Source organism: Rhizobium sp. WW22 (assembly GCF_047041135.1).
Taxonomy (GTDB): Bacteria; Pseudomonadota; Alphaproteobacteria; order Rhizobiales; family Rhizobiaceae; genus Rhizobium.
Map to the genome: position 1 here is coordinate 135,191 of NZ_CP178198.1, position 25,674 is coordinate 160,864.

Annotated in this window: 33 protein-coding genes, 1 tRNA gene and 1 riboswitch; of the genes, 21 read left to right on the forward strand and 13 right to left on the reverse strand. The window is 58.4% G+C overall.

Annotated elements, in window-relative coordinates; genetic code table 11:
- Nucleotides 1-29: 29 nt before the first annotated feature.
- Nucleotides 30-108: riboswitch (SAM riboswitch) on the reverse strand.
- Between the two features lie 72 nt (nucleotides 109-180).
- The 5 genes from ACK83U_RS00700 to ACK83U_RS00720 all read left to right on the forward strand — a co-directional run bounded on the left by ACK83U_RS00700 (nucleotide 181) and on the right by ACK83U_RS00720 (nucleotide 3,991).
- Nucleotides 181-1,275: a 2'-deoxycytidine 5'-triphosphate deaminase gene (locus tag ACK83U_RS00700; protein WP_069611245.1), complete on the forward strand. Its 1,095-nt coding sequence runs from the start codon at nucleotides 181-183 to the stop codon at nucleotides 1,273-1,275.
- Nucleotides 1,276-1,333: 58 nt separating this feature from the next.
- Nucleotides 1,334-1,407 (forward strand) — tRNA-Gly (locus ACK83U_RS00705).
- A 202-nt stretch (nucleotides 1,408-1,609) separates the two neighbouring features.
- Nucleotides 1,610-3,079, forward strand: a complete 1,470-nt coding sequence (locus ACK83U_RS00710; protein WP_412474703.1) for a hypothetical protein — start codon at nucleotides 1,610-1,612, stop codon at nucleotides 3,077-3,079.
- The gene (locus ACK83U_RS00715; RefSeq protein ID WP_412474704.1) at nucleotides 3,054-3,395 is read left to right on the forward strand and encodes a hypothetical protein; all 342 of its coding nucleotides are present in this window, start codon (nucleotides 3,054-3,056) and stop codon (nucleotides 3,393-3,395) included. The genes ACK83U_RS00710 and ACK83U_RS00715 overlap by 26 nt, the downstream gene beginning before the upstream one ends.
- Nucleotides 3,392-3,991 carry a hypothetical protein gene (locus ACK83U_RS00720; protein WP_412474705.1) on the forward strand — a complete coding sequence of 200 codons (600 nt, stop codon included), beginning with the start codon at nucleotides 3,392-3,394 and terminating at the stop codon, nucleotides 3,989-3,991. The genes ACK83U_RS00715 and ACK83U_RS00720 overlap by 4 nt, the downstream gene beginning before the upstream one ends.
- A gap of 29 nt (nucleotides 3,992-4,020) precedes the next feature.
- On the opposite strand, the gene ACK83U_RS00725 is transcribed toward ACK83U_RS00720, so the two are convergent.
- Genes ACK83U_RS00725 through ACK83U_RS00735 form a run of 3 tightly spaced genes read right to left on the reverse strand, consistent with a single transcriptional unit; the run spans nucleotide 4,021 to nucleotide 5,624 of the window.
- A complete protein-coding gene (locus tag ACK83U_RS00725) occupies nucleotides 4,021-5,067 on the reverse strand; it encodes a tyrosine-type recombinase/integrase (RefSeq protein WP_412474706.1) in 1,047 nt (348 codons plus the stop codon).
- Nucleotides 5,048-5,254: a hypothetical protein gene (locus ACK83U_RS00730; RefSeq protein ID WP_285203978.1), complete on the reverse strand. Its 207-nt coding sequence runs from the start codon at nucleotides 5,252-5,254 to the stop codon at nucleotides 5,048-5,050. Before ACK83U_RS00730 ends, ACK83U_RS00725 begins: the two co-directional genes overlap by 20 nt.
- 1 nt (nucleotide 5,255) lies before the next feature.
- On the reverse strand, nucleotides 5,256-5,624 hold the full coding sequence (locus tag ACK83U_RS00735) for an HNH endonuclease signature motif containing protein (protein WP_412474707.1): 369 nt from the start codon (nucleotides 5,622-5,624) through the stop codon (nucleotides 5,256-5,258).
- On the opposite strand from ACK83U_RS00735, the gene ACK83U_RS00740 reads away from it, so the two are divergent.
- On the forward strand, nucleotides 5,608-5,934 hold the full coding sequence (locus tag ACK83U_RS00740) for a DUF982 domain-containing protein (protein WP_412474708.1): 327 nt from the start codon (nucleotides 5,608-5,610) through the stop codon (nucleotides 5,932-5,934). The two genes, ACK83U_RS00735 and ACK83U_RS00740, sit on opposite strands and share 17 nt — an antisense overlap.
- Nucleotides 5,935-5,939: 5 nt before the next feature.
- Here ACK83U_RS00740 and ACK83U_RS00745 read toward each other — a convergent pair whose 3' ends face one another.
- From ACK83U_RS00745 to ACK83U_RS00780, 8 genes are all read right to left on the reverse strand, one after another.
- Nucleotides 5,940-6,293: a dATP/dGTP pyrophosphohydrolase domain-containing protein gene (locus ACK83U_RS00745; protein WP_412474709.1), complete on the reverse strand. Its 354-nt coding sequence runs from the start codon at nucleotides 6,291-6,293 to the stop codon at nucleotides 5,940-5,942.
- A gap of 99 nt (nucleotides 6,294-6,392) precedes the next feature.
- The gene (dnaN, locus tag ACK83U_RS00750; RefSeq protein ID WP_412474710.1) at nucleotides 6,393-7,532 is read right to left on the reverse strand and encodes a DNA polymerase III subunit beta; all 1,140 of its coding nucleotides are present in this window, start codon (nucleotides 7,530-7,532) and stop codon (nucleotides 6,393-6,395) included.
- Nucleotides 7,523-7,900, reverse strand: a complete 378-nt coding sequence (locus ACK83U_RS00755; protein WP_412474711.1) for a hypothetical protein — start codon at nucleotides 7,898-7,900, stop codon at nucleotides 7,523-7,525. The genes dnaN and ACK83U_RS00755 overlap by 10 nt, the downstream gene beginning before the upstream one ends.
- A gap of 11 nt (nucleotides 7,901-7,911) precedes the next feature.
- A complete protein-coding gene (ssb, locus tag ACK83U_RS00760) occupies nucleotides 7,912-8,415 on the reverse strand; it encodes a single-stranded DNA-binding protein (protein ID WP_412474712.1) in 504 nt (167 codons plus the stop codon).
- Nucleotides 8,416-9,087 carry a hypothetical protein gene (locus ACK83U_RS00765; RefSeq protein ID WP_412474713.1) on the reverse strand — a complete coding sequence of 224 codons (672 nt, stop codon included), beginning with the start codon at nucleotides 9,085-9,087 and terminating at the stop codon, nucleotides 8,416-8,418.
- Nucleotides 9,084-9,260, reverse strand: a complete 177-nt coding sequence (locus ACK83U_RS00770; RefSeq protein WP_412474714.1) for a hypothetical protein — start codon at nucleotides 9,258-9,260, stop codon at nucleotides 9,084-9,086. Before ACK83U_RS00770 ends, ACK83U_RS00765 begins: the two co-directional genes overlap by 4 nt.
- A 9-nt stretch (nucleotides 9,261-9,269) precedes the next feature.
- Nucleotides 9,270-9,503, reverse strand: coding sequence for a hypothetical protein (locus tag ACK83U_RS00775; protein WP_412474715.1), 234 nt, complete (start codon nucleotides 9,501-9,503; stop codon nucleotides 9,270-9,272).
- A gap of 411 nt (nucleotides 9,504-9,914) precedes the next feature.
- Complete coding sequence (locus tag ACK83U_RS00780) at nucleotides 9,915-10,607, reverse strand: helix-turn-helix transcriptional regulator (protein WP_112604210.1); 693 nt, start codon at nucleotides 10,605-10,607, stop codon at nucleotides 9,915-9,917.
- An 82-nt stretch (nucleotides 10,608-10,689) separates the two neighbouring features.
- Between ACK83U_RS00780 and ACK83U_RS00785 the strand changes: the two genes are divergently transcribed.
- The 8 genes from ACK83U_RS00785 to ACK83U_RS00820 all read left to right on the forward strand — a co-directional run bounded on the left by ACK83U_RS00785 (nucleotide 10,690) and on the right by ACK83U_RS00820 (nucleotide 15,229).
- Nucleotides 10,690-10,896, forward strand: a complete 207-nt coding sequence (locus tag ACK83U_RS00785; protein ID WP_112605555.1) for a transcriptional regulator — start codon at nucleotides 10,690-10,692, stop codon at nucleotides 10,894-10,896.
- 119 nt (nucleotides 10,897-11,015) lie between these two features.
- On the forward strand, nucleotides 11,016-11,486 hold the full coding sequence (locus tag ACK83U_RS00790; protein WP_412474716.1) for a phage regulatory CII family protein: 471 nt from the start codon (nucleotides 11,016-11,018) through the stop codon (nucleotides 11,484-11,486).
- Nucleotides 11,483-11,752, forward strand: a complete 270-nt coding sequence (locus tag ACK83U_RS00795; RefSeq protein WP_412474717.1) for a hypothetical protein — start codon at nucleotides 11,483-11,485, stop codon at nucleotides 11,750-11,752. Before ACK83U_RS00790 ends, ACK83U_RS00795 begins: the two co-directional genes overlap by 4 nt.
- Complete coding sequence (locus tag ACK83U_RS00800) at nucleotides 11,749-12,102, forward strand: helix-turn-helix domain-containing protein (protein ID WP_412474718.1); 354 nt, start codon at nucleotides 11,749-11,751, stop codon at nucleotides 12,100-12,102. The genes ACK83U_RS00795 and ACK83U_RS00800 overlap by 4 nt, the downstream gene beginning before the upstream one ends.
- Nucleotides 12,102-13,490: a helicase gene (locus ACK83U_RS00805; protein ID WP_412474719.1), complete on the forward strand. Its 1,389-nt coding sequence runs from the start codon at nucleotides 12,102-12,104 to the stop codon at nucleotides 13,488-13,490. The genes ACK83U_RS00800 and ACK83U_RS00805 overlap by 1 nt, the downstream gene beginning before the upstream one ends.
- Nucleotides 13,487-14,506, forward strand: coding sequence for a DNA-methyltransferase (locus tag ACK83U_RS00810; protein WP_412474720.1), 1,020 nt, complete (start codon nucleotides 13,487-13,489; stop codon nucleotides 14,504-14,506). The genes ACK83U_RS00805 and ACK83U_RS00810 overlap by 4 nt, the downstream gene beginning before the upstream one ends.
- Nucleotides 14,499-14,894 carry a hypothetical protein gene (locus ACK83U_RS00815; protein WP_412474721.1) on the forward strand — a complete coding sequence of 132 codons (396 nt, stop codon included), beginning with the start codon at nucleotides 14,499-14,501 and terminating at the stop codon, nucleotides 14,892-14,894. Before ACK83U_RS00810 ends, ACK83U_RS00815 begins: the two co-directional genes overlap by 8 nt.
- On the forward strand, nucleotides 14,894-15,229 hold the full coding sequence (locus ACK83U_RS00820) for a hypothetical protein (protein ID WP_412474722.1): 336 nt from the start codon (nucleotides 14,894-14,896) through the stop codon (nucleotides 15,227-15,229). The genes ACK83U_RS00815 and ACK83U_RS00820 overlap by 1 nt, the downstream gene beginning before the upstream one ends.
- Before the next feature lie 8 nt (nucleotides 15,230-15,237).
- On the opposite strand, the gene ACK83U_RS00825 is transcribed toward ACK83U_RS00820, so the two are convergent.
- Complete coding sequence (locus ACK83U_RS00825; RefSeq protein WP_412474723.1) at nucleotides 15,238-15,813, reverse strand: hypothetical protein; 576 nt, start codon at nucleotides 15,811-15,813, stop codon at nucleotides 15,238-15,240.
- Nucleotides 15,814-16,155: 342 nt separating this feature from the next.
- Here ACK83U_RS00825 and ACK83U_RS00830 point away from each other — a divergent pair, with 342 nt between their 5' ends.
- From ACK83U_RS00830 to ACK83U_RS00840, 3 genes are all read left to right on the forward strand, one after another.
- Nucleotides 16,156-17,403 (forward strand): primase-helicase zinc-binding domain-containing protein, encoded by a 1,248-nt coding sequence (locus tag ACK83U_RS00830; RefSeq protein ID WP_412474724.1) that lies wholly within the window; start codon nucleotides 16,156-16,158, stop codon nucleotides 17,401-17,403.
- Between the two features lies 1 nt (nucleotide 17,404).
- Entirely contained in the window at nucleotides 17,405-19,210 is a 1,806-nt protein-coding gene (locus tag ACK83U_RS00835) for a phage/plasmid primase, P4 family (protein WP_412474725.1), read from the forward strand.
- Between the two features lie 309 nt (nucleotides 19,211-19,519).
- A complete protein-coding gene (locus ACK83U_RS00840) occupies nucleotides 19,520-20,329 on the forward strand; it encodes a hypothetical protein (protein ID WP_412474726.1) in 810 nt (269 codons plus the stop codon).
- 105 nt (nucleotides 20,330-20,434) lie between these two features.
- Here ACK83U_RS00840 and ACK83U_RS00845 read toward each other — a convergent pair whose 3' ends face one another.
- Nucleotides 20,435-20,707: an XRE family transcriptional regulator gene (locus ACK83U_RS00845; RefSeq protein WP_412474727.1), complete on the reverse strand. Its 273-nt coding sequence runs from the start codon at nucleotides 20,705-20,707 to the stop codon at nucleotides 20,435-20,437.
- A gap of 256 nt (nucleotides 20,708-20,963) precedes the next feature.
- Between ACK83U_RS00845 and ACK83U_RS00850 the strand changes: the two genes are divergently transcribed.
- From ACK83U_RS00850 to ACK83U_RS00865, 4 genes are all read left to right on the forward strand, one after another.
- The gene (locus tag ACK83U_RS00850) at nucleotides 20,964-21,398 is read left to right on the forward strand and encodes an HNH endonuclease (protein ID WP_412474728.1); all 435 of its coding nucleotides are present in this window, start codon (nucleotides 20,964-20,966) and stop codon (nucleotides 21,396-21,398) included.
- Between the two features lie 82 nt (nucleotides 21,399-21,480).
- Nucleotides 21,481-21,966, forward strand: a complete 486-nt coding sequence (locus tag ACK83U_RS00855) for a hypothetical protein (RefSeq protein WP_412474729.1) — start codon at nucleotides 21,481-21,483, stop codon at nucleotides 21,964-21,966.
- Nucleotides 21,953-23,656, forward strand: coding sequence for a terminase large subunit domain-containing protein (locus ACK83U_RS00860; protein ID WP_412474730.1), 1,704 nt, complete (start codon nucleotides 21,953-21,955; stop codon nucleotides 23,654-23,656). The genes ACK83U_RS00855 and ACK83U_RS00860 overlap by 14 nt, the downstream gene beginning before the upstream one ends.
- A gap of 10 nt (nucleotides 23,657-23,666) precedes the next feature.
- Nucleotides 23,667-25,637 carry a phage major capsid protein gene (locus ACK83U_RS00865; protein WP_412474731.1) on the forward strand — a complete coding sequence of 657 codons (1,971 nt, stop codon included), beginning with the start codon at nucleotides 23,667-23,669 and terminating at the stop codon, nucleotides 25,635-25,637.
- The last annotated feature ends 37 nt before the right edge of the window (nucleotides 25,638-25,674 follow it).

Sequence of the window (25,674 nt, forward strand, 5' to 3'; positions counted from 1 at the left end):
CAAAACAAAAAAACCGGTCGCAAAAGCAGACCGGTTCAACCCCGGTCTTTTTAGCCATTTGTTTAACGTGGCTGCAAGCCGACCGGCCAAATCACCACGGGATAAGTTGCAATACTGCCGTTGACGGCTTGCGTCAATTCCCTGAGTTTGGTTTTGTCTGCGACAAATTATGAGAGAAGCATGATGGCTCGCAATACTGGAATTCTGGCCGACCGGGCCATTGCAGCGCTATTTGAAACAGGGCGGCTGACGAGCGAGAGAGAACTGGACGTCGATCAGATCCAGCCGGCAAGCCTTGACCTCAGGCTCGGCTCGCATGCTTTCCGCGTCCGTGCCAGCTTCATGCCCGGCCCCTCGCATCTGGTCGCCGACAAGCTTGACCGGCTGAAGCTGCATGTAGTCGATCTCTCGGAAGGCGCGGTGCTGGAAACCGGCTGCGTCTATATCGTGCCGCTGATGGAGCGCCTCGACCTGCCCGAAGATATGTCGGCATCGGCCAATCCGAAGAGCTCGACCGGCCGTCTCGACATCTTCACCCGCGTCATCACCGATCGTGCGCAGGAGTTCGATAAGATCCCGGCAGGCTATTCCGGCCCGCTCTATCTCGAAATCAGCCCACGTACCTTCCCGATCGTCGTACGTCGCGGCTCGCGCCTGTCGCAGATCCGCTTCCGCGTCGGCCAGGCCCTGCTCACCGAGCCGGAGCTACTGGCGCTGCACGAGAGCGAGACGCTGGTTGCCAGCAAGAAGCCGAATATCACCGGCGGCGGCATTGCGCTGTCGATCGATCTTGCCGGCGACAAGGAAGGGCTGATCGGCTATCGCGGCAAGCACCACACGGCCGTCGTCGACGTCGACAAGAAGGCCCAGCACGATATTTTCGATTTTTGGGAGCCGCTCTACAGCCGGGGGCGCACCGAGCTGATCCTCGATCCCGATGAGTTCTATATCCTCGTTTCGCGCGAGGCGGTGCATGTTCCCCCGCATTTCGCCGCCGAAATGACGCCGTTCGATCCGCTGGTCGGCGAATTCCGCGTCCACTATGCCGGCTTCTTCGATCCGGGCTTCGGCCATGCACCGGCCGGGGGCCGCGGCAGCCGTGCCGTGCTGGAAGTGCGCAGCCACGAAGTGCCCTTCATCCTCGAGGACGGCCAGATCGTTGGCCGCCTGATCTACGAACACATGCTGGAACAGCCGAGCAGCCTCTACGGCTCCGGCCTCGGCTCGAACTATCAGGCACAGGGCCTGAAGCTTTCGAAGCATTTCCGGCTGTGATCCGTCGCTGACCGGCCTTGACAGAGGCCGCCAACTGTTGGACATCTCAGGGTGTCAGGCGGGTGTAGCTCAATGGTAGAGCAGCAGCTTCCCAAGCTGAATACGAGGGTTCGATTCCCTTCACCCGCTCCACCCTGCTCCACAACGGTTTTAGCGCACTTTATAGGTCGCCAAACTTGGGCTGTTTTACAGGCGGTTTTACAGCTTGTGTTCGCTGTTTGTCTGGGGCGAGAATGGGTCGGTTGAATTTTACCGCGAAGATACACTATACAGATGTATTGGCGGAATCTGCGCTTGTTTGAGCGCGTGACATTGTAGTTCAGAGAGAGCTTGCGTGACAGACTGGTGGGAGCGTGCTGGGTACACAGAACAGGAGGCGACTCTACTACAGAAATGGCTCCTGGATCTGGAGCAAGGCTATCGAGCCCCTCATCGCATCCGAAAGAAAAGCCCAACGTCTGACAGGCTAAACCGGGTTCGCTTTGCTGCCCGGAAGCGAAGGCAACTCCTGAAGTCCCTCCAGCGTCCTTTACCCCGTAACCTCCCTAAAGAATTGCTTATAGCCAAGTTTAAGAGGAATGACGCACTGGATGCACTCAATCCACGTCGTCTCACCCGGTGGCTGCCGGTTCTTTCCCGAACAAGGTTTATCAATATCGACCTGTCTGGCTTCTCGTTTCTGGAAAATCCGATCGGTACGATGGAGGCATTCTGCGCGATTTCAAACGCCGAGATGGAGGGGCTAAACGTTCGCGTCAATTTCAAAGATCCGAATTGCCTGGATGTTGGCGCTATGTTGTTACTTCAGGAGATTTGGCCACATCTGTGTCCAGTATTCACTGGTGGTGATATCGAACCTATGGTCGCGCAGATGTTGGAAGCGGTTGGACTTCGACGCGTCATGGGATGGAAACCCATTCCAGCTTCAGAGAGAAATGCCGATATCTTCCCCTTTCCTTTTCGTCGGCAAAGCAGGTCAGGCGGCAAAACGTCGCAGGGTGTCGAACCGCAGCTATCTTCAATAGTCGCTACGCAAGTCGTCAAATTTATCGATCAATCGTTGCTTCAGACGTCCCGTGTCAGGCTCACAAGAAAGGCCAGGCAAAACTTTCATGGGCTAATTGGGGAGATACTGGACAATGCCGGTGCCCATTCCTCCCCCGATCAAAAGGGCGGCTATAGTATTTGTGGCTTTCTCGAAAGACGAGAGACCAGCAACGGTGATATTTTTCGATTTAACCTTAGTTTCCTTAGCATGGGTCAAACTATTGCTGACGGCTTGGCAAATGCACCTGCCGTCATAGCGAAAGGTATGAATGAATATGTGACAGCACATAAAGGTGTTTCGGGATTAACTGAAGAAAACCTTCGGACGGTCTACGCCTTAAGAGATGGCGTCACGCGTCTATCAGAAAAGCTCAACGTGGTCGGAAATCGATCGTTGGGCGGCACAGGCTTGGCCGACATACTTGATTTTTTTGCAGGACTGGCGCTATTTGCTGATCCTAAGGACACACCGAGGCTGGCTATTGTAAGTGGTAATACCTATTTACAAGCTTCTGGTACGTATTCGAGAGCAATACGGTTCACTCCGCCGGGCATGACGGAGGTAAGTGCCGTGGTGCCTCGTGAACTATGGTTTAACCAAGCGAATGCAAAGTCGCAACCGCCCGATGTTGGACACGTTTACTCTTTACCAGGCCGGTTGCAGGGTACGCTGGTAACGCTCGGGTTCAATCTGGACCCCCACTTGGTTGAGAAGTTAAAAGATGCGAAGAATGGATCAAACGATGACAAGGGTTGATCTTGAAAATCTCACGCGCGGCGAGGTTGCTGTGCTTTTGGGCTATGAGTATGGGCAGCGCGCCCGTGGGTACTTTAAGCTTGACGTTCTCGATAACGATAACGAACCTGTAGAGCTGGTTCTTCCGCCGGATCTTGATACCATCGCGCCGTCTTTCGTGCAGGGCTTTTTTGGTGAAAGCGCCTTAAAGTTCGGCAATAAAGAGCGATTTTATAAGCACTATCTTTTTCGCGGATGGCCGGAAGATATGCTACTTCAGATTGACACCGGCCTATCGAGAGCGTTGATGGATCGGACGTCGGCTGTATCCCATTGAAAGATATCAAGGATTTCCTGCTAGATTGGGGCGGCTGGATCTGGAGCAACGTCGTATCGGGATTGGACGTTTATTGGCAGTTTGAGCTAAAGGATAAGCTGACGATCGCCGGTATTGTCGTGACGTTCCTTTTCAGTTGCCTAAATTTTATGCGAACCAGCCAAGCTTTGAGGGGAACGAAGGCGAATAACAGAGCCAGCAGGTTTGAGGTTGTGCATGGCCCGACTCTCAACGAGGCAGTCAAAGAGATTAATGAGACATGTCGGGAAATTTCGATCGGAGTTATCGGATTCACTGACCTTGCCTCAGCACAGACGTTTTTTCGCGAGAAGATTCGGCCAAGGCTTAGAAAGGCCGAGCACATTGTGGTCAATGAGATCGAGCGGATAGCGATCAGTGACCTAGCAAAAGACCAGCAGGCTTGGAAACAAGTATCCAAAAGCGAGAGATGGGACGAAGTTAACGCCAACGCTAGTACGTTTCTCGCGGCTACCCAACTCGACGTCACGATCGCGCAGTTCGAGCTGCTAAAAAAGAGCCTCGGTGAGATCACCACAGCAATCGAAAAAGTTCGCTCCGCCGAAAACAACATCTGAGCCCCCGATGGCCTTCCAATACCTATTCGTCATTCGCTGTTTTTTGATGTGCTTTGCTTGCGTTCGCGCGCCTCATTGAGCTGCCGGATGGCCTCGCGCGTGGCGGCGCCACGGCTGACGTACCGCTTGATAATCTTCTCCACCTGATCTTCTTCCCATCCCATAATCTCGGCGATAACGCGGATCGAGAGGCCGGCGATATAGAACTTCGTGGCGGCAGTGCCGCGCAGGTCGTGGAAATGGAGATCGCGCTCCTGCATCTTGGCTTCGACCTTTGCCGTCCAGAAGGAACTGGCAAGGCCATCTTGCGTCCAGGGCTTCTTGCGGCTGTTGGTGAGGATGACGGGTGAGCGCTTCGGGATGCGGGCCAGCAGCTCGTTCAGCGCATCGTAGCGAGGAATGACCGCTTCCTTGCGATGCTTGCTCTTGCCGGTCGAAATGACGATCGCATCGGGCCCGATATGCGACCATGAAAGGCGCACGAGATCCCCGACACGCAGGCCTGTATGCGCCGCCAGGTCAACGGCGAAGCCGACTTCTGCCGACGCTTCGGCCTTCAGCTGCTTGATGTCGCCATCCGTCCAGATGATTTCGGCGCGCGTGCTCGAATACAGATGCTTGATGCCGTCGCATGGGTTGGTTGCGATCTTTCCCATCGGGTCGACGGCATGCGAGAGGATGCGCGAAAGCACCTGCAGACCGAGATCCGCAGTGCGCGGCGTCTCAGCATATTGGCTGCGCCAGCGGCGAATGACGGGGCGGATCTTCTCTGGCCTGTCGAACTGCGCGATCCGGAGATCGCCGAAATACTTGCTGATCTTGTCGAGCCATGGCGTCCACACGCGCCTGGTCGACGTGGCCAACTTGGGAAACTCATGTGTCTTGTAGTGGGTGATGATTGAGCGGAACTTGCCTTCATCCGGCGCCTGCCGATCCGCGATGGCCTCGTTGTAGGAGGCCATGAATTCATGTGTTCCCGGCTCGCCACGGAGGGCCGGGCCGCCGCGCCAGGCGTAATAGTAGACGCGGCCCTTAACCTTGACCGTGTGGATGCCTTTAAGCTCGACCTGCACCATGTCGTTCTTCGAACTCTCTCAATTCCCGATCGAGGTCATCCTCGCCGGTTCCCTGTGGAGCTGTAAAATGCCACCGCATACCACCATTCGGCAAGGTGTCGAGTGCGAGAGGGGTGAGACCGGCTTCCTTCAGTGCGGAAACCGTCGTCTTGATATCGCTCGATCGGATTGCGGCGCGCCGTGCCATCTCAGATCTCCTCACAGACGAGCGGCGGGCCGCCATTGTGGCCGAGCATCGTCGCTTCCTTGCGCGCCTTCCATTGGCGCTTGATGTTGAGGCTATGGCTCACCAGCTCAAGGTGGCCGTCGTCGGGCCGCACGCAGAGGCGATTGCGGCACTGGTGATCCAGCTCCTTGTTGCCGGGGATGTAGCCGTGCTCGTTCGTCCACATAACGATGTGGACGGCGACAGTGCGGCCGTTCAGCGACATGCGTGGATAATCCTTGCCGCGACCGTTCGATCCGGAGGTTGGGCCGGTCCAGATCCAGCAGCCAGTGACCGGATCGATATAGACGCGCTCCATGATACGGGCGCGGATCTTGTCACGCCTGCTCATGGCTTCTCCCTGTGAGGAACATCCGCCGATCAGCAACGTTGATGAGCGGGAGGATTTCGACATGTCTGGTTGGGGAAAACCGGTGATCGTGGAAACGAGCAAGATCGGTCAGCGACTCGTGATCATGAACCCAGAGCGAGCGGCCGAGTTCATGCTGCAGGAATGGCCGTCCAGCATTCGAGGGAAGGCCTTTGGCCGCGCGCAGGCGGCGCTCCTCGGCGCGCTTGAAGGAAAGGCAAAGCCTCTTGCGGCGCGAAAGGCGTTTATCGAGGCCTTGAACGATAGCGGGATCCATATTTTCCCCGAATAAGATCATCAATGATCCTCGTCGGGGCGGCCGTCCATCGAACGATCATGCTCGATCGCCTGGTCTTCGCTCATGGTGCGCCAGTCTGGCCAAGAGCGCGCCATGTTCTTGCGCTGTTTCTCAAGCAGCGCCGGCAACAGATCGGAGGCTTTGCCGCCGTGTCGCCAAAAGCCATCCATCGCGAGAATGATCACGTCGACCCATTCCGAAAGGTCGCGAGGATCGCATTCGATTTCCGTCAGCTCTTTGCGGATATGGTCAAGCACACCCTTGGTTCGAAGCGCCGGCCCGAACGTCTCGCGTGACCATGCGATCTGTCGTTTGAAATACTCCAGAAGGTTTTCATCTTGCGAAGAGGTCATCTGCGTCTTCTCCATTGGCGAACGACAGCGGGCATGAGAACATAGAGGATCGCGAGGGCTGCGAAGGCGAAAGCGCTGAGCTGAACGGCGGTCCAAGGATCATCCATGGCTGAATGCACCTTTGACCTGCATCGGCATCAGAATCGTGTAGCCGCTTTCCTTCCCTGAGATGCGGAGCAGGGTCGGCGCGGCGCCGACGCCGATCAGCATTTCGAAGTTGTCGCCGTCGTAATGGGCGATGGCTTCGCGCAGGTGGCGGCCGTGGAATCCGGTCTGGATCTCGCCGTTGGTCTCGACGGGGATCTCATCCTCGCCTTCGCCAACGTTGATGTCGCGCGAGCGGAGCGCCAGGATGTCTTCCTTGAAGCTGAAGGCGACGCCATTGCCGGCGTCTGGCGTGACGGTCAGCAGCCGCTGGATGGCGTCGCTGAGGGCCTTGCCGCTGAATCGGGAGATCAGGCTATCAGGAGCCGGCTCAATGCGGCGCCAGGCCGGATATTCGCCGTCGATCAGCTTCGTAGTCAGCGTCGTCTCGCCGGCCGTCACGCGCATGCGATCACGCGACCATTGAACGATCGCCTCGTCGGCTCCCTCTAGAAGCTTGATGATCTTGTCGACGGATTCGCTCGGAATGGTGACGGCCTGCATGTTGGCAAAATCGTCTTGATCGAACATCGTGGCAGGGATCAGCCGCTTTTCCAGGCGAACGCCGTTGGTGGTGACGAGCGAAACGCCATCCTCGCCCGGCTCGAACCGGACGCCGCAGAGATAGAACTTGGCTTGATTGGTCTCGGCGGCATATTCCACAGCGCGCAGCGCCTTCTGAAGCGTCGAGGCGTTAAGGCTAAGCTCATGCGAAAGGTTGCCCGCGTCGAGCTTGGGAAAATCAGACGCGGGCAGGACCGGCAGCTTGAGGCGGGAGCGGCCGGACTTTATCTGGATCTGCGCCATGACACCGGCCTGCTCGATCGCGTTGACCGCGATGCGATCCTCCGGCGCGTTGCGGACGATATCCGCGAAGATATGGGCAGGGCAGGTGAAAGGAATGAACTCCTCGCCGATGGTGGCGGCGAAGCGCGTGCGGATCTCCAGTGTCAGGTTGCTGGAAAGCGCCGTCAGCTGCTCGCCGTCGCGCTCGATCAGCACGTTGTCGAGGATCGGGAACTTGTTCTTGGACTTGACGACATCGCGCACGACGGCGAGCGCTTCGGCGAGCGCCGGTTTTTCAGTTACGAACATTGGAAGACCCTTTCCGCCCCGAGAGCAGCTCGGCGAGCGCAAGTTGCGTCGACGGGGGGGGCAAGCCCCTCTTCGTCGAAGGCGGCATGCATTTCATCCAATGCATCGCGTGTGCGGCCATCGGCGATCGCTTCATAGATGCGACGGATCGAATGGCCGACGCCTTCGACTTTGCGTCGCTTCAATTCAACGGCAATATCCTCGTCGGTGAACTTCTCGAGCGTAACCTCTTCTTCGATCTCCTCGCGAAAGTGCTCTTTGAGATCGCTCATAACTTCATCGCGAAGGTGAACTTCCTTTGCGATGGCGTCGCTTGGAATGTCGGATAGGTCGACGTTGACCTCGCAGGTCATCTTGACGAATGTCATCGTTGTAGCCCTCAGAACGGAATGTCATCGTCGAGGTCGCGGCTGAAATTGCCGCCGCTCGTCTGCGATGATCTGGTGGAAGAGGAGGATGAGCCGGCGGCGCGATCGCCGTCATAGCCATAGTCTCCGGCGCCATTGCCGCCCTGGCGATAGCCGGAGCCGTCCTTCTTGTTCAGCATGATCAGCTTGGCATCGAAGCCCTGCAGCACGACTTCCGTGCTCCACCGGTCCTGCCCGTTGCTGTCCTGCCATTTGCGCGTGGCGAGCTGGCCCTCGATGTAGATCTTGGAACCCTTCTCAAGGAACTGCTCGGCGATCTTGGCGAGCTGTTCGTTGAAGATGACGACGCTATGCCATTCCGTGCGCTCTTTGCGCTCGCCGGTATTCTTGTCGCGCCACTGTTCGGCCGTGGCGAGGCGGATGTTGGCGATGGCGCGGCCATCCTGCGTGCGGCGGATTTCCGGATCGGCGCCTAAATTGCCGATGAGAGTTACCTTGTTGAGATATCCAGCCACTTATCGAAGCTCCCTTGCTGCAGCCGCAAGGGCCGCCTGGCTGACGATCCGCTCCTCGCCGATCAGGCGCGTGAGCATCTTGCGAAATTCCTCCTCGGCCTTGGCCGCGCCCCAGGGGCGAATGGCACCGGTCGTTTTCGGAACGATGAATTTTGGAAACTGTTTGGCGGCGCGCGGGCCGAAGATGGCGACGGCCTCTGCTGCGCACATGCGATCGTCCATCGCTTTCACCAGCTTCTTCTGTGCCGCAGTCCATGCGGCCGGAAGAGGAAGGCCGGCGGCGCCGTAGATGGCGTCATCCCAGCCTTCCTTTGCGCGCCGGATCGCCTCGCGAACGGCAAGCGATGGCAGCGTCAGCGAGAGAAGCTGCTCCATGGGGCGGGTGATATCGCCAAGCGCCCATTCGTGGCCGTCGTGCAGGATGTAGAGCGCCGCAAGTAGCGACGAACCGCCTTCGTTGATGATCGCCTGCGCGCCCATGACCAGATGCTGTGCATCAGAAATGCCGCGCCCGTTGAAGCGGCGGACGCCGGAGAGCGTGTTTCCCATTTCGATAAAGCAGACACTGGCCTGATCGGGCGCGGCCAAGTCCATGACCGTCCCGTCATTGTTGAATGACCAGACCTGCTTGTCGGCCAGACGGGGGAGGGAGATGCGCGCGGCCGCCGTCATAGGCACCTCACGGCGATGGCGAAGCCAAGGGCAAAGAAGATGAAGCTTGCGATCGTCAATTCCATGAGCCGCATGCGCCAGACGTGAGCCTCGCAAAGAAGAGAGGCCAATTCCTCGACGCCGGAACGGCGCGGAGGCTGATCGATACAAGGGGTGAAGGCGTTGCGTTGCATGGCTCGCCCTCAAATGTGCTTGTTGAAGCGACGGCGGGCGACCGCACGAGCCTGATCGGCATAGCGCTTGATGACCGGCTCACGAAAGCCGCGATCAAGCAGCGCCTGATTGGTGATCGGGCGCTGCTCGCCGGCGATCTCGCAGATTGCATCGGCGAGGCGATCAATGATCGTCCGCGTGGGGCGCGGCTGCGGCGCGATTTTCGGCGCGACTTTATGTTCGATTGTCTGGAAACGGATCATCGCTGCATCCTCGATTAGAACGATGCCAGCGAACATAAGCGATAATTACAATTCTGCGCAAGTGAAAATTATAAGTATCGCTTAGATGAATTTTGACTCGACTCACGTCGGGAAAGAATCAATTATGTGAACATAGAGAGAACAATGACAGGTTGAGAAAGATGCAGCAGGAGATAACTGTAGGGCAGGCAAGCCGTCTGGGAGTTGAGTGCGCGGACTGCGGACGTACACGCTGGTTGGCGCGCCACCAGATCGTGAGGCGCGGGATCTCAAGTCAAATGCCGCTTTCGGCGGTTGCAAAAAAGCTGACTTGCTCCGCATGCGCGGCAGATGGGCTGCCGGGGAAGAACGTCACCGTTCAGGCGTTCTTCGACCGCGATGCTGACAGAATTCGGGCGGAGTGCGAAGTTCTCAGAAGCCAAACAGTTCTTTGTTCGGGATGACGCGCCAGATATTTTTGACCGTGTATCGATCGAATGGGATCAGTTTCGGCGGGTTGAACTGCTCGACAATAATCTCTTTGCCAGTGCGCTGTTTCAGCCTTTTGATGAACGCTTTCCCAGGCTGACCTTCGATTTCGGGGTGCATTTCGATCACCACGTAATCGCCTGGAATCGGCTCTCTTGTACCGCAATATATGACTTCGCCAGGCTCGTAGCGCGGCGCCATGCTGTCGCTGAGAACATAGAGAGCGAACACGTTTTTGACGTTCGCAATGCCCGGCGGCCGTCTCACATACTCCGTCACTTCGCCATTGAATTGGAAGTCACCGTCGTCGCCGCCATAGGTTACGCCGAGCATCTCGACATCCTTCGGGCCTGCATCGAGTGGCGCTGGATCTGAGATAATCTCGGCATCCGCCAGACCGTCATCCTTGAGATACGCGACTTCGCCTCGCGAAAGTGCGACGGGATCGATGTTCAAGAACGCGGCGACTCGAAAAGAGTTTTCGGCGGACGGCATATTCTTGCCGCTCTCCCACATTCCGACTGCCGCGACTTCGATGCCAAGGAACTCGGCAATATTTCGCTGCACCAGGCCGCGACGCTTTCGAGCGGTGCGGATAGCGGCGCCGACTTTAAGTGGCAGTTCTCTCTTAGCCATGCTTATAATTGGCCTATGCGCCGCTTTGGCGTCTATCAAATTCTCGCTTGTATCGATTTCTAAGTTATGCTTATATCCGAGCATGCGAACGATTACTCCTGTTTTAAAGCTGGTCTTTGAGCGCATCAGCGCGAGCGAGTTGGCTCGGCGGCTAGGTATCACTCCGGCCGCCGTCCTTCAGTGGGATCGTGTGCCCGTCAATCGCGTGATTGCTGTTGAACGAGAGACCGGTATTTCCAGGCATGTCCTTCGTCCAGATATCTACGGAACGATGGAGGCGGCGGAATGAATTGTTCGGCTTCGTCATGCGGTCCCCCTTGATCTGATGGGCTGACCGTACCCGCGCGCTCGGCGCGCCGCACCGAAAGATTTCCAGAAAATATTTCCTTGACTCTCAGGGAGGATGACTTGCGTTCAATTTCAGACAGACAGGCGCTGACGCTCAAGGCTTCGACCCGCCGCGCAATCGACATGGCGGGTGGCGGCGAGAGCTTTCAGCATATGACGCGCGTCAATGGCGGTCAGCTCTCGAAATACGGCAGTCAGGCCGAAGAGAAGAGCTTCATGCCGATCGATGTCGCCGTCGAGGCAGATCTCGAAGCCAACTCGCCGATCATCGTCAGCGCCATGGCCGAGATGCTGGGCTACAAGCTCGTGCCGAATGGCGGCGCCGTCACGGCGACCGCCCTCAAGCCGGTCAGTGTCAAGGATGCGCTCAGGATCGCCAACGAGGCCGCTGATGTCGTCAAGGCGATCACTGACGCGCTCTCGAATGACGACCAGATCGACGGCGCCGAGGAACGGGTCATCACGCGCGAAATCGACGAAGCCATTTCCGCATTTCAGAACGTGCTTGGAAGACTGAGGGTGCGCGCATGACGGCCACCAAGTCCCGCTTCCGTGCCGTCAGCGATCCGAATTACCCGCGCTCTGAGGTCATTGTGGCGCACGCGGCTGCTATCGAGCCCGCCGTTCATCCGAATGCCGTCGCCTCGACGATCTCGCAGGACATCGACGACATCGAGGCGCGTTTCGATATCGAGGGTCCAATCTGCTGGCGCGATCCGATGGGAACCGGCCGCTTCGAGCGCGAGCAACGACGCCGCGCCATTGCCGAGCGGAATGTCGCGAGGGCGCGCCAATGAACATCATTGAACGCAACCTTCGGGACGAAAATGACCTGCTACGCGAGCGCGTGAAGCAACTCGAGTCGGCGCTGGCGCCAGATGTATTCGTCTTTCCGGTCAAGTATCGGCTGACGGGCTCCGAGATGGTTGTAGTGCGACGACTGATGGCGACGGAGATCGCCTCGCCGCAGTCGATCATCCTGGCACTGTACGGCAATCGTGCCGATTATCCGGAGCCGGGCATCGTCAACGTCTGGATCTGCAAGATCCGCAAAAAGCTGAAGCCTCACGGCATCAACATTCAAAACATTTGGGGGCAGGGCTATCGCCTGGAAAACCGTAACCTTATCACGGCGGCGGTGGGCTGATGGGCGCTTACGAACGTTTTCTTGAGCGCAAGAGGATCCTCGACCCCTCGACCGGGATCGAAGGCACATTCGATCTCCCCGATTTCATGATGCCGCACCAGCGCGATATTACGGGCTGGGCACTGCGACGCGGCCGGGCGGCGATCTTCGCCGGGACCGGTCTCGGCAAGACGCTGATGGAGCTCGTCTGGTCGCATCGCGTGTCTGAATACACCGGAAAGCCGGTGCTGTTGCTCGCGCCGCTTGCCGTCTCGCACCAGCATGGAAGAGAAGCGGAAAAGTGGGGCATCGGTGCGCAGGTCGTCGACGCCAGATCGAGCGGATCGATCGACATCAGCAACTATCAGAAGCTCTATCGCTTCGATCTCTCCGCTTTCGGAGGCGTGGCGCTCGACGAAAGCTCGATCCTCAAGAATGTCGACGGCCACTATCGCACCAGGCTCATTCAGGAATGTGCCAAGCTGCCATTCCGCCTGGCCGCAACCGCGACGCCGGCGCCGAACGATTTCATGGAGCTTGGCAACCACGCCGAGTTCCTGGGGGTGATGTCCTATACAGACATGCTCGCGACCTTCTTCGCGCACGACGGCGGCGATACCAAGGCGTGGCGCCTCAAGGGTCATGCCGAAGAAGACTTCTGGAAATGGATGGCTTCCTGGGCCGTCATGCTGCGCAAGCCTTCGGATCTCGGCTATTCAGACGAGGGCTACGATCTTCCGGAGCTGCGCTATCATCACCATACCGTCGCCGCTGAATTCAAGCCGAGCTTCGAGACCGGCACGCTGTTTCCGATGGAGGCGCGCACGCTTTCCGAACGGCTGGCAGCGCGACGCGATAGCGTCGGCGGGCGCGTCGCCAAGGCTGCAGCGTTGACGCCGACCGACAAGCCGTTTGTCTGGTGGTGCAATCTCAATTCAGAAGCAGAGCAGCTGATGCGCTTCATTCCGGGCGCGGTCAATCTCGCCGGCTCTGATAGCGATACGGTCAAGGAGCGCAAGCTTCGTGATTTCTCGCTTGGCCGTATCCGCGTGCTGATCACCAAGCCGTCGATCGCCGGCTTCGGCATGAACTGGCAACATTGCGCCGATACCGGCTTTGTCGGGCTGACGGATAGCTTCGAGCAGATTTACCAGGCCATACGCCGCTTCTGGCGGTTCGGCCAGCTGCTGCCGGTCAACGCACATTTCGTGGCCGACGAGCGCGAGGGCGCCGTGGTCGCTAACTTCCGGCGCAAGGAAGCGGATGCCGATCGCATGGCGGCGGCGATGGTCCGGCATATGGCCGATCTTTCGAGCACACAGGTTCGCGGCATGGTTCGCGACAAGCCGACCTACGCGCCGACGCAGCGCATGACAATTCCGACATGGCTCAAGGAGATGGCCGCGTGAAGAAGGCAAAGACCGTCGACCAGATCGTCAATGATCGCTACGCCATCTATCAGGGCGATTGCTGCGATCTCATCAAGGGCCTGCCGGAGGCGAGTGTCGATTTTGGCATTCACTCGCCGCCCTTCGAGGGGCTCTACAAGTTTTCCAACTATGACCGCGACATCTCGAACAACGAGGGCGCGGAATTTTGGGAGCATTACGGCTTCCTGATTTCAGAGCTGCTGCGCGTGACCAAGGCGGGCAGGTTGCACTCGGTTCACTGCATGCAGCTTCCGACCAGCAAGAACCGCGACGGCTTTATCGGCATGCGCGATTTCCGCGGCGAGATCGTGCGAGCCTATCAGGCGGCGGGATGGATCTTCCATTCCGAAGTCTGCATCTGGAAAGATCCCGTCGTCGCGCAGCAGCGCACAAAGAGCCTGCGGTTGCTGCACAAGCAGATTGTCAAGGACAGCAGTCTTTCCGGCATGGGGCTTGCCGACTACATCGTCACCTTCCGAAAGCCGGGCGCGAACCTCGTGCCGATCGAGGGCATGTTTGACCGCTTCATCGGTGAGGGGCTGGATATCAGCCAGGACGGCTATGCGGAATATTGCCGCGCCGGCCGGCTCGACGATCCGGAATTCAAGCCTTGGCCGATGGACATGTGGCGCTCCGTTCTCGTCTGGCAGCGCTATGCCTCGCCGGTCTGGACGGATATCCGCCAGACCCGCACGCTGCAATATCGCGGCGCACGCGACCATCAGGACGAGCAGCATATCTCGCCTCTGCAGCTCGACGTAATCGAGCGCTGCGTTGAGCTTTGGTCGGCACCAGGAGAGACGGTGCTGACGCCGTTCCTTGGTATCGGCTCGGAGGTTTATAGCGCAGTCGACATGGGCCGGAAGGGCATCGGCTTCGAACTGAAACCATCCTATTTCCGCCAGGCTATTCGCAATCTCACCGAGCTCGACAAGCCGCCGGAAAACCGCATGTTCGAGGACGATGCGGAGACGATGGAGGCGGAAGATGCCTGACGTGATCCGCCTCACTATCGTCACCGAATGCCCGGAAGAGGCGCTGGCGCGCACGCTGCAGTGCGCGACGACCAATGCGCCATCATGGGTGCGCGTCGTCAGCGATCCCGAGGATATACTGAAAATCCCGAACGGTGCGAAATGCATCGCCGTCTGGTTTTCCAGCCGCAAGCGCATGTCGCAGGCGGAGCTGGCATGGCGCGAGCGCCGGCTGATGGACGGCATTGCAGGGCTTGCCGACGATGACTGGCAGAAGCTGGAAACGTGGATCGCCCGCAGGCGGATTTCTGCCGCCAAGGATATTCCAGAAAAAATCGAGGATATCCCGCAGACGATCACCCCGAAACCGGAAATCCGCAACCTTGTCCAATCGCAGAGGTGGACCTGATGCTGACTGCTCCGAAGCGCAGCCCGCGCGTGCTGCTGATCATCGCGCCCTCACTCTTCGAGTGCTACCACGCCGCCAAGCAATGGGGTCTGACGCCGGGGCAGATCGAGAACTTTCGCAACGTGACGAAGGCGATCGAGCTGCGCGGCGTCGTGCCCGGAACGCCCTTCATCTGCATCAACCGCCAGAACTGGCCGGCCACGCCGGAAGGCTTCGCGCTCGACCAGGCGCTGACGGTTCTGCAGCGGCTTGGACGCGTACGGCCGATGGGCGAGGACGATCTGCCGAACTATTCCGCGTTTGATGACGTGCCCATGCGGGAGGCGCGGGCATGAGGGAAGGGCTACGCGTTGGAGTATTGCGCAATATATGCCGAGGCGGACGTGTCGAGCGACTCGGCATACTCCAAGACGAGGTGGGCAACTCTTCTAGCGCCTTCTTTGACCGGGCCGTTATCAGTCCAAATCGCAATGTGAGTGAACGGATCTGGCTTCGGCCTATCAGTGAGCGTTTGAAGAATGGCGCCGATAAGAGATTTTGCTTCTATCAGACCAGAAGCATCATCGACGCCAATTCTCAATTCAAAGTCCGTTATGATATTGCCGGAAAGTATTTCGGCGATTTCCTTCACGCTTATCTGAATTGCTGTGATCGCATCCCGGTTTGCGCTACCGCGCAACGTCCCGCACAGCATTTTGAGCTGAGTGGCCGACTGTTTCGCCAACCGCGCCGTTCGGAATACCGGAAAGTTTTGAAGTTTTACATTCTCACGGTGATGGTTGCTGATGACAAGGATTGTCGCGATTGCCGCCGCGCCACCAACCCATCCGCTCAGCGCACTAGCCCATTCGCGAAGGCATTGTTCGCTTTCCGGGCCACAAAACGCCTGACGGCCCCAGAGCATCCGCAGCGTGAACAATGCACATGCTATCAGGGCAACCGCCCATCCCCATCGATTCCAAGCCTCTCGCATATCGAACGCCCTCACGTCGTGACAAAATCGGAGCGCGAGTATGCATAGAAGCGCTCGCCGAGAAGTTAGAAATCCACTTCTTTCTTTGCCATCTATCAAGCGCATTGACGATCTTCCTGAAGATACTCGTCAGCTTTTGCACGACATTTTGCGAGAACTGTCGTGCGACGCCCGCAATAGAGCGCAGTCAAGCTGGATTAAGAATAAAGGACCGATGGCGGCATATTGGAAGGCTGTCGGTGCATATGCTGAGCACCTGCGACGCGTGGTGAAGAATGGGGTTCGCCCATGAGCGACGCCATCACCCGTTTCATCGAAGAAGCACGCATCATCACCGTCATCGAGGCCGCGCTATCGCTCGGCATCATTGCCGCCGACAAGGTGACGCGAAACCACGCCGGCCCATGCCCGTATTGCGGCGGCAAGGACCGGTTCTCGATCAGCCCCACGGCCGGCGCCTTCAACTGCCGCCAGTGCGGCGGCAAGGGGCGCGACGGCATCAGCCTGATGGCGCTTGCCAACTATCACGATACATCGACGCGCGAGGGCTTTCTCGCCGCCTGCGCCGATGCGCTTGGGCAACCGGTTCCAGATGAGGCAGAGCGCGAAAGCGAGGCCGATCGGCAGGCGCGACTCGAGCGGATCGCCGAGCGTAAGCGCCTCAATGCCGAGCATGCCGCCAAAGCGAACAAGGATCAGGACTGGTTTCGCCAGCGCGAGGTCGAGCGGGCGCGCGGCATCTATCTCAAGGCGCCGGAGGTCATGACATCGGATCTGCTGCGGCAATATCTCTACCGTCGCACCGGCTTTCAGATGCATGGTGGCGTGTTCGCCAATCTCAGGCTCTTGCCCGACAGCACCTATTGGCATGGCAAGGATGCCCGCGGCTTCGAGATCGCGCACTTTACTGGCCCGGCCATGGTCGCGCCATTCGTCAATCTCGACATGCGGATTACGGGTTGCCATCAGACGTGGATCGATGTTCGCCGGCCGCCGAAGTTTCGCGCGGATCTCGGGCATGATGAAGACGGCAACTTATTGCCGGCGAAGAAGATGCGCGGCACGAAAAAGGGCTCGTTGATCCCGCTCTTCGGCCTGATGGCTTCGACGCGATGGGTTGGCGGCGAGGGGATCGAGAACGGACTTGCGATTGGCGGCGCCGAAGGCTTTCGCGATGACACCTTCTATTTCGCGGCAGGCGATCTCGGCAATCTTGCGGGGCCGGCCGACCCGAAATCATCCTTCGCGCATCCGACCATCATCAAGCAGAGCGCGAATGGCAGGACCATTCGCCAACGCGTGCCGGGGCCAGTCCCTAAACCGGATATGGCGCCGGACGAGGCGATGCAGATCCCGGACCATGTGACGCAGCTCGTGCTGCTCGCCGATGGCGACAGCGAGCCGGTTTTCACCGCCTCCGCCATGGCGCGCGCCGAAGAACGCTTCTCGCGACCAGGGCGCACCACTGAGACGTGGTGGCCGCCTGAGGGCGCCGACTTTTCCAAACTCATGACATCGCATTTGATCGGGGCATAGCGTGACAAAAACGAACAAACAGGACAGCCGGCCGGAAGCCGTCATTCGCATGATGGAGCTTGCGGCCGGCCAGCGCGCACTGGAAATCCCCGAAACCCCCTCTCAGATCGAGGCTGAACCGCCAGCTGCGATCGCCGCCGACCATGATGCGGATGAGGCTGTCATCGAATATTGCGCCGGGCTTGATCATTCCGATACCGATAATGGCATTCGTATGAAGCTGCACTTCGGCGACGATCTCGTGGTTATTGCCCAGGAGAAGGCGAAGCAGCCGCTTTTCGCCGTCTGGACCGGATCGCATTGGGATGCGGCCAACGGCGGCCAGAAGGCATCAGCCATCGCGCAGCGGCTTGGCGGCCGGATCGCCCAGGAGACGGAGTATATCAGGCCGACCGAGTTTGAGCAGTACATGATCGACCGTGCGGCGGAGGCCTACCAGAAGAAGGAGGATGAGCGCAGCGCCGGAGAGCGCAACCTCATCATGGCGGCGGACAAGGCCAAGGAGGCGCATGGCAAGCGCGTGAAGCGGCGGCTCGATCACGCCGTCACATCGAAGAACGCAGCCAAGATGAACGCGGCTCTGGCCTGCCTGGCGCCACACATCATGAAATCGGCGGATGAATTCAACGCCGACAAGATGATGGTGGCGCTGCGCAATGTCACCCTGAAATTCCACAGGAAGATGGAGCGCCGGCGCAATCCGCGTTATCGCAGCCTTGCGGAGACGCCGGATGCACCGGAATATATCGATGTCTGCACCGACTCGTCGCTTGAAGTGATCGAGGGTCATCGGCGGCAGGACTTCATCACCCATATCGTCCCGGTCAAATATGATCCGAAGGCGACATGCCCTAAATGGACGACCTTCCTCAATGGCAAGCTTCCCGATCCCGACGTGCGCAAGCTGGTGCAGATCAGCTCCGGCCTCGGCCTGCTCGGGATCACCGTGCAATACCTGTTCTTCCATTACGGCGACGGCGCCAACGGCAAATCCGTCTATATGGAAACGCTCTGCCGGATCCTTGGCGACGTGTCCGTGACGCTGCCATCGACGAGCCTGATCGGCGAGGGAGGATCATCCGGAAGCGCGAGCCCGGATATGGCGCGGCTCTACGGTCGACGGCTCTTGCGCGTCAAGGAACTGCCAGAAGGCGAGAATCTCCGCGAAAATCTCGTGAAGGAGCTGACGGGCGGCGAGACGGTCACCGCGCGCGACCTCTTTGCCGGATACATGGATTTCCAGCCGCTGTTCATCGCCATGATGAGCGGTAACGGATATCCCCGCATCTCAGGCACGGACGACGGCATATGGCGGCGGATGGCCGTGGTGCATTGGCCGATCAAGATCGCCAAGGAAGACAGGCGCGAATTCGAGGAGATCGTCTCGTCATTCGAGATCGAATATCCCGGCATCCTGAACTGGCTGATCGACGGAGTGCACATGTTCCTCAGAGAGGGGCTTGTGATCCCCGAGGCCGTCGAGCGGGCGACGCAGGAATATCGCGACGATATGGACCGCACGGCGGGCTTCGTGGCGCGATGTATCATCAAGGATGACAAGGCGCCGCCGCTGCCCGGCAAGGATCTGTACGCGGCCTATTGCGACGATACCGTCGACCAGGGCGGCAGGCCGATGAACGTGACGGCATTCGGTCGCGCGATGGCTAAGAAGTTCAACAAGGACCGATCGAGCGGCACGGTGCAGTACAAGGGCATCCGCCTGCGATCACAGCCGAAACCACGCGAGCCAGAGCCGCCAGAAGGCCGCTTTGATTCACAGGAGCCCTGGCCCGATGACCTGCCATAACACTCCCCGCAACCCCTCTTTACGGGGTCGAATATCCGCAAGAACTGCCCGAGATGCTGATGCTACTGACAGTTTACCGGGCAGTTTGGTTGACAGTTCATTGAAGAAAACGCAGCAAAATCAATGGTCTCCTGACCGTTCTGACAGTTTTCTACGCCTATACGCATAATGGTGGTGAGGAGGTGAGGAGGATGTAAATCCTCTAAGCGCGACCAAAACTATCAGAAACTGTCTAAGTATATGAAATATAATAATAAAACTATCTGTTGAACTGTCAGTAAACTGTCAGAACTGTCTGAAAGGGTGCAAATGAAGAAGATGATTGGTATCGAAGCCCTTTTGACCTGGGCCTTTGTCGAGGAGTTGCCGAAGGTGGAAAGCGGCTCAGTTGGGCCGAGTGTCGCGCCTTCGGTCTGGCAGATGATGTTCGACGTGATCACGCTCGGCACCAATATCGACAAGAGCCCGAATGGCTATGGCGTCGTTGGCAACTTCGTGAACATCGGAGATCCTCACCCTGACGCGCTGATCGTCGGCAACGCTGTGCGCGCTCTGGCTGACCGCAATGGCTACGAGGTCATGAGCGGCTGGTGGCCGTTTCCGGAGTGGGATGATCCGCACGGCGTGATCCGCGCCGAAGTCGACCGCATCGCCGCCGAGCAGGTCTATGAGCGCGGCGGCCGGCTCAACGGCCGGCACATCGTCACGCTCGTCACCAGCGCCGCTATCCTGAAGCGCGGCCCGGACTGGACGGCAGAAGCGCCGAAGGTTGTGACAGTGAAGCTCAATGGCAAGGATGATGCTTGGTTCGTGAAGCGGACCGCTAAGGATGCATTCGGCAGGCCGATTGAATACGAGGATAGCGGTTTCGATTACCGCAAGCGCAGGCCGAAGAAAGGCGCGTATCGTAAGTACAGACTTGCACAGCCGATCCGAGCCGCAGTCATCAGTCGGCTTGAATGGCAGCTATGGCAATCAGCTCTTGAGGCATTGCACGACTCGCTTTCTGGCACGCTTTCCGCTCATGATTTGCTGCCATTCACCCCCAACCGTCATCCGTGGGCACCATCACGCAAACGTCCGGTTGACAATCAAGGCATTGAAATTGCGGCAGAATAAATCTTGGAAGCCTGATTGACATGCGACTGATGTTTGGTGCACATTAAGCACACTGTAAAAGGTTAGATGAAACCCGCTAGGCGAAAGCCCGGCGGGTTTCGCGTTTCAGGCGCCTGCCTGTTCGGCAGAGTGTTTGACAAGTGATGCGGCAGATACCACCAAGTCAGCGATACCTTTTGGCAGGATGCTGCCGTCCTGCTTGGCAATGGCGAGTTTAATCATGGCGAAGACAGCGGCGCTCACATGGATCGGTCTGTATTCGACCTTTCCCGCCTCAATGTCCTGGTAGGTGCGGAACGGTATTTGCATCGCTGCTGCCATTTCCGCCTGCGTCGCACCCGCCATGTGACGGTATTGAGCTAAGGTCATCTCGACCATTGAAACGGCTCCTGTGCTTTGTTACAATTGCCGGGAACCGGAAGGGTGGCTAGACCCCTCCGGCCCCCGGTTACCGGGCAATGGAGATTGTCAGTCTCCATCTACCGATCCGGACTTGGAGTGTGAGCTTAACGCCCATTTGGACCTCCATGTCCTGCCGAAGCGGGATTGCTTCGGTAAACTTGTTATGCACGAAAACCGTGCTTTCCGCAAGAGGGAAAGCACGGTTTTCGTGCTTTTATGGTGAGCTCAACAATTGGCAAGACTGTCTTCAATCAAGCCGCGTCTTCAGGCGCTCGGCTCACGCATCGCTGCGCCATCGGACAGGCAGGAAGCCGAAGCCGAGCGTCACCGCCAGCGTGACCGCACGCAGCCGTGGCGCCGATGGTACTATACGGAGCGTTGGCGGCAGCTGCGCAAGGATGTCTGGGTGCGTGACAACTTCACTTGTCGAATGTCTGGTATCATCTGTTGTGGAGCGTACCCTGCGGCAAACAGCCCTGTCGCCGATCATATCATCAAGCACAATGGTGATGAGGCATTGTTCTGGGACATCGACAATGTCCAGACGCTCGCGAAGGTCATCCATGATCGCGTTAAGCAGGCCATTGAGAATGGATGGAGTGGCGACGTCGAAGCGCTGATTGCCAAGGTCATGTCCGAACAGGGGTGGACCTATCGACCGCGCTGACCATCAGGGGGGGGGCGGTCAAAAGTCAGAGACCCCTTCGCCCCCCGCACCCGCGCCCCTCTCATTCGGAGATTTTTTTCTTGTGACGCAAAATTTCGACCTCTTTGGCAACCCTTTCGAGCCGCTTGATCGCAAGCGCGGTCGGCCTGCTCATGAGGTGACTGAGAAAAACCGCAATAGAGTCAAGATGTTAGTGGCTCTTGGTTGGGCAAACCCTAGAATTGCCAACGCGCTGGCTGTCTCTTTGCCGACTTTGCGGAAGAATTATTTTCACGAGCTTAAAGGGCGCGACGCCTCGCGCGATCAGCTCGAAGCGCGCCGGTTGGAGTTGGCTTGGGAACTTGCCGAGAAGGGCAATGTCGGCGCCTTCAAGGAGTTCGGTCGCTTGTTAGAGCGCAACGACCGCATGGAGATCGAACGGGAATTGGCTTCATCGCCGCCGCCAGAAAAGCAGCCTGTAGCCGAACGTCTCGGGAAGAAGCTGATGAACGAACGCCGTGCACTCGATGCTGACGCCGAGCTGACGGCTGAACTTGAGCGAGAAGCATTACAGCATGCTCGCCACTGATGGTGATCAGCCTCGCTTTGCCTGTCCCGACTGGTGGAGCAAGCTGCAGGCCGGCCAAGCGCCGATCGCTGACGTTCCCCTAAACAAGACGAAGGCTGCTAAGGCGCTGGCGTTCTTCAACCGTCTGAGGCTTCCGGATGTGCCGGGAAAGCCAGCACTGGCGGACGCGTGCGGGGAGTGGTTCAAGGAAATCCTCTGCGCGTTCCTCGCCAGCGAAGATCCGGAGACCAGACAGCGGCTTGTTTGGGAACTGCTGTGCATGGTCCCGAAGAAGAACTCTAAGACCACCTACGTCGCCGCTCTCGGATTGACCGCGCTTTACATGGAAGAGGCGCCGAACCGCCAGATGCTGATCGTCGCGCCGAGCCAGAACATCTCGGAGCGATGCTTCAGCCAGGCGCAGCTGATGATCGAGAACGATCCGAAGTTGGCCGAAATCTTCAAGGTGCAGGAGCATCTGAAGTCGATTACTCGCCACAAGACCGGCACGCAGCTTGACGTAAAGACCTTCGATACATCGATCGTCACCGGGGAAATTCCGGTTCTGACCATCATCGACGAGCTGCACGAGCTGGGTAAGGTTTCCAAGGCGGTTCGGGTTATGCAGCAGATCCGTGGCGGTGGCATTACCAAGCAGCGCGGCCAGGTCCTGATGATCACAACGCAGTCGGATGAGCCGCCGGCCGGGATATGGAGAACGGAACTCGACAAAGCGCGCGCCATCAGGGACGGAAAGGGTGGTTCCTCGCCGATCATGCTGCCGGTACTCTATGAGTTCCCCGTCGAGTTGCAGCGCAACAAGGATTATTGGAGCGACAAGCGCAATTGGCATTGTGTATTGCCAAACCTCAATCTGTCCATCGATCCGCAGGCGCTTGTCGACGACTACGAGAACAACGGCAAGGTCAGCAAGGAGACCGAGCAGGTTTGGACGAGCCAGCACCTGAACATCGAGATCGGTATAGGACTTGGCGGTGATGGCTGGTCCGGTGCGCTCCATTGGGCAGACTGTATCGACGAAAAGCTAACCGGCCTCGATGCGTTGCTCCGGAGATCCGAAGTTTGCACGATCGGTGTCGATTGGGGCGGTGCAGATGACCTGGCTGCCTTGTATGTCTTGGGCCGGGAAATCGGATCGAAGCGGTGGCTTGGTTGGGGAAGGGCTTGGGCCCGCCCTACAGTATTCGAGCAGCGCAAAAGCATCGCGCCCCGCCTGCGGCAATTCGAGGAAGATGGTGATCTGGAAATCTCAACATCTGGCGAAGAGCAGGCGGCATCTGCCGCAACCATCTGCCGCAAGGTTTACAATTCGGGACTTCTTCCCGAACAGGCCGGAATTGGTCTCGATTCTGCAGCGGTAGCGCTTCTTATCGACGCGCTGGAGGCGGAGAAGCTTGAACAGCCATTGGTAACGGCCGTCATGCAAGGATGGAAATTGCAGACTGCGATATCCTCCGTGCCATTGAAACTTGAAGACCGGCGCTTCGTACACGGCGATCAGCCGATCATGTCCTGGTCAGTGGGCAATGCCAAGCAAACCCTCCGGGGCAGTAATTATGTCGTGACCAAGGAAGTCTCCGGCGCGGCCAAGATCGACATGCTGATGGCGTTGTTCAACGCAGCGATGCTGATGTTTCAGAACCCTGTCGCCAAGCCAAAACCCTCTTATCAAATGTTCTTTGCCGGCTAGGAGGCCGCCCATGAACCGCGCCTACTCAATCCTCACCATCAAGGCGGTCGAGGAAGACGAACGTATTATCCGCGGGATCGCCACGACACCGTCTCCTGACCGCGTCGGCGATGTGGTCGAACCCCTCGGCGTCCAGTTCAATAACCCGATGCCTCTCTTGCATCAACATGACCATACGCGTCCGGTTGGAACCGTCACATTCGATAAGCCTACGAAGTCCGGCATTACATTCGAAGCGCGGCTTCCTAAGATCGATGAACCGCAGGAACTGAAAGAACGGATCGATACCGCCTGGGGCGAAGTGAAGGCCGGTCTTGTACGCGGCGTTTCTATCGGCTTCCGGCCGCTCGAATATGCATGGATGGACGAGGGCGGTATCCGCTTCCTCGCCAGCGAAGTTCTCGAACTCTCCTTGGTCACGGTCCCTGCCAACGCGGATGCCGTGATTAACACAATCAAGTCGATCGACGCCCAATGGCTTGCCGCGACAGGCAAAGAGCCAAGTGCGGATGACCGACCAGCAAGACCCGGCGCCTCGGGGAAATCAACCGCATCCGTCAGTATCAAATCCTCGAAAGGGAAAACCATGAAAACCATTGCTGATCAGATCGCGGCGCTCGAAGCGTCGCGTCAGGCCAAGGCTGCGCGCATGGCCGACATTATGCAGAAGTCTATCGATGACGGTCGCTCAACCGATGACGCAGAGCAGGAGGAGTTTGACGCGCTGGAACAGGAGGTTTCCGCGATCGACGGCGACTTGAAGCGTTTCCGCGCCCTTGAAAAGGCGCAGGCCACCTCGGCAAAGCCAGTGATCGCCAACCAGATCAAGTCTGGTGCCGATGGCGCCGCAGCCCGTACTGGAATTTCCGTTTCGCAGCCGAAACTGGAAAAGGGTATTCGCTTCGCCCGTTACGCAAAGTGCCTGGCGATCTCGACGAAGACGCATCAGCCCATCGATCGTGTTGCCGAAGGCATTTACGGCAAGGTCGACCCGGAACTGGTGGATGTCGTCAAGGCGGCAGTTTCCGCCATGACGTCCGCGAACACATCGGCCCTGATTGGCAATGAAGGCGGTTTCGCCGACTTCGTCGAATTCTTGCGTCCGATGACTATTCTTGGGCGCTTCGGCACAGGTGGCATCCCGGCACTCACACAAATCCCGTTCCGCGTTCCTGTGATCATGGAAGTTTCGGAAACGGATGCGCAATGGGTTGGCGAGGGTAAGGGCAAACCTGTTACTCGCTTCACCCTCGACCGCAGCGAACTTAACCCCTTCAAGATCGCGACCATTGCAGTACAGACCATGGAACTGATCCGCGACAGCTCGCCGTCGTCCGACGTCCTGCTGCGCAACTCTCTAGCAAAGGCCGTTGCAAAGCGCAGCGACATTTCCTTCATTGACCCGACTTCGGCAGGTATCGCTGGTGTCCGCCCTGCATCGATCCTGAACGGTATCGCGGCGATTGCGAACAGCACCGCGACCGGTGCCGATGGAGTTCGACAGGACGCGCAGGCGCTTATCGGTGCTTTCGTGGCCGCCAACAACGCCCTGCAGACGGGCGTCTGGATCATGTCGGCAACGTATGCGCTTCGCCTGATGATGATGCTGAACCCGCTCGGTCAACGCGAGTTCCCTGGCATCACCATCACTGGCGGCACGTTCTTTGAGCTGCCCGTGATTGTGTCGAATTACCTTGGTGACTACGTAGCCTTGGTCAATGCCGAGGACATCTATCTGGCTGATGAAGGCGGCGTCGAAATCGATATGTCGACCGAAGCATCGCTCGAAATGGTCGATGCTCCGACGCAGGATGCGGGGGCGGCAGACCCAGTAGAAACATCCGTCGTATCCATGTTCCAGACCAACGGCGTGGCGTTCCGTGCCGAGCGCACGGTGAACTGGGCACGCCGGCGCGCGAGCGCGGCCGCATGGATGGACAACATTACCTGGGGTGATCCGGCCGCCGGCGCCGGCGGCTAATTATCAGCAAGACTGCCGGCCGCAAACTTGCGCGGCC